Origin of the sequence: Paenibacillus sp. AR247 (assembly GCF_002968895.1) — a bacterium.
In the GTDB taxonomy this organism is placed as follows: Bacteria; Bacillota; Bacilli; order Paenibacillales; family Paenibacillaceae; genus Paenibacillus_AQ; species Paenibacillus_AQ favisporus.
Map to the genome: position 1 here is coordinate 1,669,949 of NZ_PCZT01000009.1, position 8,338 is coordinate 1,678,286.

The window sequence follows — 8,338 nt, forward strand, 5'->3', positions numbered from 1 at the left end:
TGATCAGCAGAATCGCCGTCGCGCGGCTGATATTGCGGATGTAAGCGGCTTGAAGGAAATAGCTGATGCCTGCGCCCAGCATGCCCAATGCCAGATGCCCGGAAGAAGCGATAAGCCACTGCCGTGCGCTGACCGTTTCGGCGAACATGTTCATCACCACAGGATACAGCAGGAAAAAGGCGCTTAAAAAGACGATGACGGCGAGCAGAGCCAGCATTTGACTTGCGGCATATTTCCGCATGCTCCCTGCGTGAATCACGCTGAGCTGTTCCAATACGGCGCCCGCATGATTCAGGAAGCTGAACGACAACCAAGCCCCGCCGACAAACAGAAATGCGGAAGTGACCGCATAGCTGTCCATCACCGGGTTCGGCTTGTAGGAGTACAAAAGCATCATCGCAATTAGCATGCTCCCCACAGGAGCAAAGTATCGGTAAGACCGGATGTAGCTGGCAAGTAAAAAAGAAGCGAGACGGATCATAGCGTTCCTCCTTCTAAGGCAGCCACCGCAGTCTTGAGCAGCTCGCCTAGATCCACTTCGGAGGGTTCGTGCTGCGAAACGGATACGATATGACCCCCGCCGTTAAGGATCAACTGCAGCACATGATCGCTCAAGTCCGTTCTTACATGAATCTCGGATTCCGCCCCCTCTTTTACCCAAGCCACTTCCCTATCGCCGATCCCCTCTAAAGACTGGCGGACGCGCAGCGGATCTCCATGAAAAACAATAGTCGCATACCGGACCGTTTCTATGCGGAACCCGCGTTCCTCCTTAACGATCTTTCCGTTCTCAAGCAGTACGATGCGATCCGCTGTCTGGTTGATCAGCTCCGGCTCATGGACGGACATCACCATCGCAGTCCCCATCCCCTTCATGTCCATCAGCAGGCGGACCACCTCCTTCTGCGAGGGGACGTCTATGCCGGATAAGGGCTCATCCAGCAGGAGAAGCCTTGGTTTCCCCATCACCGCCTGAACCAGATTGATCTTCTGCAGCATGCCTTTCGAAAAATGGCTCATTCGAACATCCCTGTACGAATCCATACCCAGTCTCTTGAGCCATTCGGATATTTCCGTCTGGACGGTCCGCTTGTCCATCCCTCGCGTAATGCCCATGCTCATTAAAAACTCGCCCGGCGTAAACGGCAGCGCCGGAAACTTCTCGGCGACAAGTCCAATCGTGGGGCTTCGGACATCCTCCACCCGCCGTCTTCCCTCGGTAGGACGGGATAATCCGGCCAACAAGCGCAGCAGCGTGCTTTTGCCCGAGCCGTTTTTCCCGACCAGCGCCGTGCACTCCCCTTTGGCGATCTCGAGCGTCATATGCTCAATCACTACCCGGCGGTCGTAGCGTTTGCTGACATCCTCCAGCCGGAGGATGATCTCCGCCGGCGTGTTCCGCCGGCCGCTTCCTTGCTCCTGTACAGCCAACCAACTCTCCTCCCGTTTCAACAAATGGCGTCACATCCGCTGCGGCGTTTTTAATCCGAGCAGATGCATCGTTCTCGCTAACGAATCGCCCGTCAGCTCTGTCAGCTTCAGTCTCGCTTCCCTCAGGCTGCTGTCCTCGGTGACAATCCGTTCCTTGTTGTAAAAATGGTTGAACGCTTGAGCTACATCCAGCGCATACCGCGCCATCACCGACGGCTCGTTGTTCTGGATTCCGCGCTTCAGCTGATCCGGGAAGCGGGTCAGCAGCTTCAGCAGCTCCCATCCGGAATCTCCAAGCTGGCCGTTAACCGCTTGGGCAGGCCCGGCCGTTCCACTCTCCGGTTCCCCTGCCGCGCGTCCTTTGGACAGCACGCTTTGGGTACGCGCATACGTGTACTGAAGATACGGCCCTGTCTCCCCATCGAAGTTCAGCGCTTCCTCCAGGGAAAAATCCACTTCGTTCTGGCGGTTGTTTTTCAAGTCCCCGAAAATTATCGCCCCAATGCCGACCGCCTCCGCGACCTCCTCCTTATGTTCGAGGCTGCTGTTTTTCTCTTCGATGATTTGCAATGCCCGGGCAACCGCCTCATCCAGCACTTCCTCAAGATAGACGATCTTGCCGCGGCGGGTGGACATTTTCTTTCCTTCAAAGCGCATCAGGCCAAACGGTACATGCTCGCATTGATCCACCCCAGTCTGCTCCCATACGGCGCAGCACGGCAAACACCTGCTGAAAGTGCAGCCTCTGCTCGCCGCCCACGACATACAGCAGCTTGTCGCCTTTCAAGACATCGTGCCGGTAAAGGGCGGTTGCCAGGTCACGCGTCGGGTAGATGGTCGTTCCGTCCGTTTTGATGATCAGGCAAGGCGGCATCCCCTCCTCATCCAGGCGCACGACCAGCGCGCCATCGCTCTCTTCGAGCAGATGCTGGTCGCGCAGCTGATCCACGACGGCACCCATCTTGTCGTTGTAAAAGCTTTCCCCGAGCGTATAGTCGAAGCTGACGCCCAGGCGATCGTACATCCGCTGAAACTCCTCCAAGCTGACGTCCACGAAATATTTCCAGAGCCGGTAAGCTTCCTCATCCCCGGATTCCAGCTTCCGGAACCAGTCCCTGGCCTCCGGCTCCAGCGTCTCATCATGGGGTGCTTCCTCATGAAACTGAACGTAGAGCTTCAGCGATTCCTTGATCGGATTGGCCGCAATGGCTTCATCGTTCCCCCAGCGTTTGTATGCGGCGATTTGCTTGCCGAACTGCGTGCCCCAGTCTCCCAGATGGTTGATGCTGGCCACGTCGTACCCCGCCAATTTGTACATGTTGTACAGGGCGGCGCCGATCATCGTTGAGCGCAGATGCCCGATGCCCATCGGCTTCGCGATGTTCGGCGAGGACATGTCGATGAGCACTTTTTTCNCTTTTTCCCAGGTTCGGTCTATGATCCGTCGCCGTCAACTCGTCCATGATTTGCTGTTCATAACGCTTCGGTCCAGCCTGAAGTTGACNTAAGGGCCGCGGCCTCCGCCTGTATCCGTTTCGCCGTCAAAGTGGGCAGCCAGCTCTTTGGCGATGTCCGCAGGCGATTTTTTAAACGTTTTGGCCAGCGTAAAGCATGGGAAAGCGACATCCCCCATCTGCGGCTGCGCGGGATTTCCAGCAGATCCTCGATTTGCTGCTTCGTCCACGGCACGTGCGGCTCGAGCGCCGACGCGATCCATTCCTGTAACATAACAATCATCCTTTCCATATCGTAACGACTATCAAAAATCAAAAAAGCCCCCGTCTCTAATATAGAGACGAGAGCTGAATTCCCGCGGTACCACTCTAAGTAAACGGCCCATGCGCCAGCACGGCATCCGTTTCCCTTGAAGCCTGTAACGGCGGCTAACCGGACCTCTCTACTCCGCACCCATCTAGCGGTTTTAGTTCAAAAGGCCGTCTCCCGGGTGCGCTTCATGAATCGCGGCATACCGGCTTCCACCATCCCCGGCTCGCTTGATGCCCTGACGCTTCACTACTCTCCCGTTCCATGACGTTCAATTTTCCAATAGTATACACGGGGGACAGCAAAGAATGCAACACCCCAATTTCCTGCCGCAGGATTGCCTGTTCATGTTACCTCTTATGCATCCTGTGCCCGTTGGCAGGAATCACCGGGACGGCATACGGCCAAATCGTTCATTTCCAGCAGCTCGATAAACTTGGCCAGCCTTGGCAGCAGCGGCTCCGCCTGCTCGCCGAACCGGGCAAATCGTCATGCCGGACACCGGTGAGGAGGAGCTGCCTACCAGGCCAACAATCCGGGAAGCGACCGTTACGAACAAAAAGCCGAAAATGGCGATGGCGATCGCGCCAATGATCCCCACGTCGGTCAGCGGGGCAAACGCGATGATAATGACGAGAAGCGCAATCATGATCGTCACCCAAAAGCCGGGAATATCAAAGTGGGTGCGGTCCAGCGCAACCTTCTGCTCGTTTCGTTTGCTCAAGCCGGACAAAGTTGCCGCCAGCGAACTGAACAGCATGGGCAGGGTTTTGACCAGCGTGATCAATCCACCTGCCGCCACTGCGCCCGCGCCAATGTAGCGGATGTAGCCCTCCCAGATGCCCCAGGCGTCCAGCTGCGGGATCGGCGCTTCGGCCGGTGACAGCACAGCCTGTGCGCCTCCGCCGAAAAAGCCGATCATCGGAATCATCACGAGCCAGGCCATGATCCCGCCGGCAAGCATCTGCCCCGAAATCGCCGGACCGATAATGTAGCCTACGCCAAGCAGCGCAGGGTATGTATCCATGCCGATGACCGCGTTTTTAAAACGGTAAATGCCGGTTTCGATCTCGGTCTTGAACCACTTGAAGCCATCACCCAGCGCTTTCACCAGGCCGCCGGCGATAAATCCGTACAGCACCATTTTTGCGCTCTTGCCGCCGGTTTCTCCCGATATGAGCACTTCGGCGCAGGCGGTGCCTTCCGGGTAAGGAAGCGTCTGATGCTCATTGACGATCAGCAGCCGGCGCAGCGGAATCATCATCGCGACGCCCAAAAATCCCCCGACGAGCACGATGAAGCTGACGGTTCCGATGCCTGGGACTTGTTTCCACATATACAGGGCGGGCAAGGTAAAGATCGCCCCAGCTGCCACCGCCTCGCCCGCTGTCGTCATCGTTTGCACGATATTGTTTTCCAGGATCGATTTTCGTTTAAACAATCCTCGCAGGACACCAAGCGATATGACGGCGGCTGGAATGGATGCGCTGACCGTCAGCCCGATTTTAAGTCCCAGGTAGGCATTGGCAGCTGCGAAAACAACCGCCAGGATGATGCCCAGAATGACGGCCAGCACCGTAAGTTCCGGCAGTGTTCTGGATGCAGGTATGTAGGGGATAAAACTTGAAGATTCCTTGGTCTTTTCCTTGTCCATGTTGTTCTCCCTTCTGCCGATACAGGTTGTAGTAACCATCCATATGTTACCCGGATCATTGGAAAAACAATCGCATAGACGGATGTGTAACCCTGAAACGAAAAAAGCCTGACCGCCGGGTCATCCCCCGGCAATCAGGCAGTCGTTCAAGGCTGTATAATGATCGGTCAGGCCGCAACGAGCATTTGCCGGCAGGCTTCGGCGCAGCGGCGGCAGGCCTCGGCGCATGCTTGGCAGTGATCGTGCTCGTGCTTGCTGCATTCTTCGGCGCACGCTTCGCAGGCCGTGATGCACAGCTCGCAGATCTGCGTTACAAACGGGCTGTGGCGAAGCATCGACTGCGCCGCCAAATCGCAAATATCCGCGCATTCCCGGTCCAGACGGATGCATTCACGCAGCATGGCGAGCTCATACTCCTTCAGACTGGACACATAACACACATTACAGGCATTCATGCACTGCAAACAGGCTTCGATACAATCCTTGTACTGTTGTTCCTGATTCATCATGATCGATCTACCTCCCGTGATTTATTGCTCTGCACATCTATTAACCGTTTGGGAGGCGTTATAACCAGGAAAATTCAGTCTGTCTCCCGCAGCCCGCCTTGTTCGAGGCTGAGCAGAGCTTGTTCGAGCTCACTCCGCGAAAAGTGCTCGCCGATGAAAACCGCAACATCCGGAACATTTCCCTGCGGGGTGATTTTCATAAAATCGGACTCCCGGAAGGCATACTGGAATAGGAAGCGGCTGGCCGTATCGCTGAAGGTCAGCACACCTTTGGCCCGGTACACGTCCCGCGGAAGATTGGCGATCAACCGTTCAAAGGCCAGGCTCTCAACGGGACCTTTAAAATAATGGGTGTAAACCATAACATGATCATGCGATTCATGGGCATGTGATTCATGGTTGTGCGATTTATGGGCATGATGCGGGTGGTGCAAAGGTTGCGATTCCCCGCCATGATCCGAAGCCGATTCACCGTGCGGTTCGGCGTTCTGCTCCCGGCCATTTTGCGGTACAAGCTCTCCCGAAGCCTGCTTGCTCTCATTGTTCGCCGCGCGAGTCCAGTCTGCCTTGACTCCTCCCAGAGCATCAAGCAGCGCCGGGATGTCTACCCGGCACCGGACCGCCTTCCACACCCCAGCGTATCCGTTCCACCGTTCAACAATGCTTTGCAGCAGGTCTTCCTCCTCTTCTTTGACCCTGTCCATTTTGTTCAGGATCAATGCCGATGCACAGCGGATCTGTTCCTGCATGAGCCGGTAGGTTTTGCCCTTCTGAACGTTGTAAAGCTCCAGCAAATGAGCGGAGTCCACGACCGTCATGATGCCCCTCAGGTCGATCGGCAAATAGAGAGCCGCCTCGGACACCCCCTCCAAAATTTCCATCGGATTGGCGATGCCCGTCGCTTCGACCACGATGACATCCGGTGCCTCGCGCTGGATCAGACCGGCGATTTCCCCGCTCAAGTCCCCGCGGATCGAGCAGCAGATGCAGCCGCTCAGCATTTCCGTCATCGGGACCTGCTCCTGCACCTGCAGCCCGTCGAGGTTCACGTCACCAACCTCGTTCATGATGACGGCCGGCAGCAATCCCTCGCCCTGCCAATGGTCTATCAGCTGCTGCAGTAATGTCGTTTTTCCGCTACCGAGAAATCCGGACAGTATGTAAATTGGCGTCGTTTGGCTCATATGATATCTCCTCCGTTATCCTTCCTTGCATGACTAGCACAGTGTACTACAGCACCCAGCACCGCTGCAAGGCACTCCGTTTCCCCTCACCTGCCGCCCCCTGTCTTACGACTGCTAAGTCACTGCCGTTGTCGCCTTCAACTTGCAAGGCATTCTGGAAAAGACTATCCTAGTGAAATAGCCAGAAAAGATCGTAGGAGTTGATAACGTATGAACATGAAGTCAGTGGACGAGCATCGAAGCCAGGCACCCGCGACCGTGTCCTGCATGGTCGTGACCGTCTCGGATACCCGTACCAAAGAAACCGATACCGGCGGACAGCTGATGATCTCCCTGCTGGAGGAAGCGGGCTACCGGATTGCCGATTATACCATCGTGGCGGACGATTACGAGGGAATCCGCGAGCTGGTGCACGCAGCGTCAGCGCGTCCGGATGTCGAGGCTCTGCTGCTCACCGGGGGAACCGGCATTTCGCCGAGAGACACGACGTACGAGGCGGTCTCTTCCCTGCTGGACAAGGAAATGCCCGGCTTTGGAGAAATATTCCGGTACCTGAGCTACACGGAGGATATCGGGGCGGCAGCGATTCTGAGCCGGGCCATCGCCGGCACGGTCGGTAAGACCGCCGTCTTTTCTATGCCGGGGTCCAGAGGGGCCGTCAAGCTGGCGTTGGAAAAGATCATCGTGCCCGAGCTCCGGCATGTCATGCGGGAAATTTACAAGAAGGAATAGACTGCGGGTAAACGAAACGCAAACACAAAAATGCCGGACTCATCGCAGATGAGCCGGCATTTCGTTTTCTCCCTGAATTATTTCATCCGTTCGATCAGGGAATTAAACACCTTTTTTACTTCCGGGTCGTATTTTCCCTTCTCTTTGCCGGAAGACGTGTAAATCAGCGAAGCGGTAGAATAGTTATAGATGACCGTCCGGGACCGCGGCGTATCGATCAATTTTTGGTCACCGTACCAGTTATGAATCCGCTCGACCCGCTCCGCTTCGTTTGAAAAGACATGCAGCGTAATATATTGCAGCGGATTGCCGGCGATCATGTACATATAACTGATATTGCCTCTTCCGTCCTCCGCGTACATCTCATGGGTCAGAGGGACCCCTTCATGCCCGAACTGAATCTGCATCTCCTTCAGAAACTTGCCGTTCAGCCCTTTGCCTTGGGATTGCGCCCGAAGGTTTCCCTCCGAATAAGACTGCATATTATATAGTTTCGTTTCTTTTTTGACGACTTCATGCGAATCGCATCCGGCCATGGCGGCTGTAACCAGCACACCGGCCAGAACTCCCGCTACCCGTTTCTTCATGATGGTTCATCCCTTCCAGATTCCTGTTGCCGATTGTAGCGGCACTAAGATGATATAGGGTTAGAATGCCATCAAAGCATACGGTTTATGCAGCGCGGTTCACTCGGACAAAGATTCCAAGCGGAGCAGCGTCCGCCCCACAGCTTTTCCGCGCAGAATAGCCTCCAGGACGTCCGGAAGATCGCTCAATCCGCATTCGGTTAATCCTTGGGACAATGCTGTCTCCGGCTTCCACGCTGATCCGAGCAGCTTCCAGACCCGGCTCCGGGTTTCCATCGGACAGAACACGGAATCGATCCCGAACAGGTTGATGCCGCGCAGGATAAAAGGATGAACCGAACTTTCAAACGCCGTTCCTCCGGTCAATCCGGAAAGGGCGATGCCGCCGCCGTATTTAACGCTTTTCAGCAGCGTCCCCAGCTGTGGACCGCCGACAGGGTCGACCACGCCGGCCCAGCGGCTCTTGGACAGCACGCC

Annotated in this window: 6 protein-coding genes, 3 pseudogenes and 1 other annotated feature; of the genes and pseudogenes, 1 reads left to right on the top strand and 8 read right to left on the bottom strand. The window is 56.0% G+C overall.

The window, feature by feature from the left end:
• The 6 genes and pseudogenes from CPT76_RS37495 to CPT76_RS16075 all read right to left on the bottom strand — a co-directional run.
• A pseudogene (locus tag CPT76_RS37495) lies at nucleotides 1-481 on the bottom strand (hypothetical protein); the annotation flags it as partial.
• Nucleotides 478-1,431, bottom strand: a complete 954-nt coding sequence (locus CPT76_RS16055) for an ABC transporter ATP-binding protein (RefSeq protein WP_105443583.1) — start codon at nucleotides 1,429-1,431, stop codon at nucleotides 478-480. The gene CPT76_RS16055 and the pseudogene CPT76_RS37495, both read right to left, overlap by 4 nt.
• 30 nt (nucleotides 1,432-1,461) lie before the next feature.
• A pseudogene (argS, locus tag CPT76_RS16060) lies at nucleotides 1,462-3,159 on the bottom strand (arginine--tRNA ligase).
• A 60-nt stretch (nucleotides 3,160-3,219) separates the two neighbouring features.
• Nucleotides 3,220-3,469: a binding site (T-box leader), on the bottom strand.
• 210 nt (nucleotides 3,470-3,679) lie between these two features.
• Nucleotides 3,680-4,849, bottom strand: a pseudogene (locus CPT76_RS16065) (OPT family oligopeptide transporter); the annotation flags it as partial.
• Nucleotides 4,850-5,016: 167 nt separating this feature from the next.
• Nucleotides 5,017-5,355: a four-helix bundle copper-binding protein gene (locus tag CPT76_RS16070; RefSeq protein WP_076169531.1), complete on the bottom strand. Its 339-nt coding sequence runs from the start codon at nucleotides 5,353-5,355 to the stop codon at nucleotides 5,017-5,019.
• Between the two features lie 77 nt (nucleotides 5,356-5,432).
• A complete protein-coding gene (locus CPT76_RS16075; RefSeq protein WP_105443584.1) occupies nucleotides 5,433-6,542 on the bottom strand; it encodes a CobW family GTP-binding protein in 1,110 nt (369 codons plus the stop codon).
• 210 nt (nucleotides 6,543-6,752) lie between these two features.
• Between CPT76_RS16075 and CPT76_RS16080 the strand changes: the two genes are divergently transcribed.
• The gene (locus tag CPT76_RS16080; RefSeq protein ID WP_105443585.1) at nucleotides 6,753-7,274 is read left to right on the top strand and encodes a MogA/MoaB family molybdenum cofactor biosynthesis protein; all 522 of its coding nucleotides are present in this window, start codon (nucleotides 6,753-6,755) and stop codon (nucleotides 7,272-7,274) included.
• 77 nt (nucleotides 7,275-7,351) lie between these two features.
• On the opposite strand, the gene CPT76_RS16085 is transcribed toward CPT76_RS16080, so the two are convergent.
• Both CPT76_RS16085 and CPT76_RS16090 read right to left on the bottom strand, forming a co-directional pair.
• Nucleotides 7,352-7,861 carry a hypothetical protein gene (locus CPT76_RS16085; protein ID WP_105443586.1) on the bottom strand — a complete coding sequence of 170 codons (510 nt, stop codon included), beginning with the start codon at nucleotides 7,859-7,861 and terminating at the stop codon, nucleotides 7,352-7,354.
• Between the two features lie 99 nt (nucleotides 7,862-7,960).
• A partial coding sequence (locus tag CPT76_RS16090; protein WP_483870053.1) for an MDR/zinc-dependent alcohol dehydrogenase-like family protein occupies nucleotides 7,961-8,338 on the bottom strand: 378 nt, incomplete at its 5' end.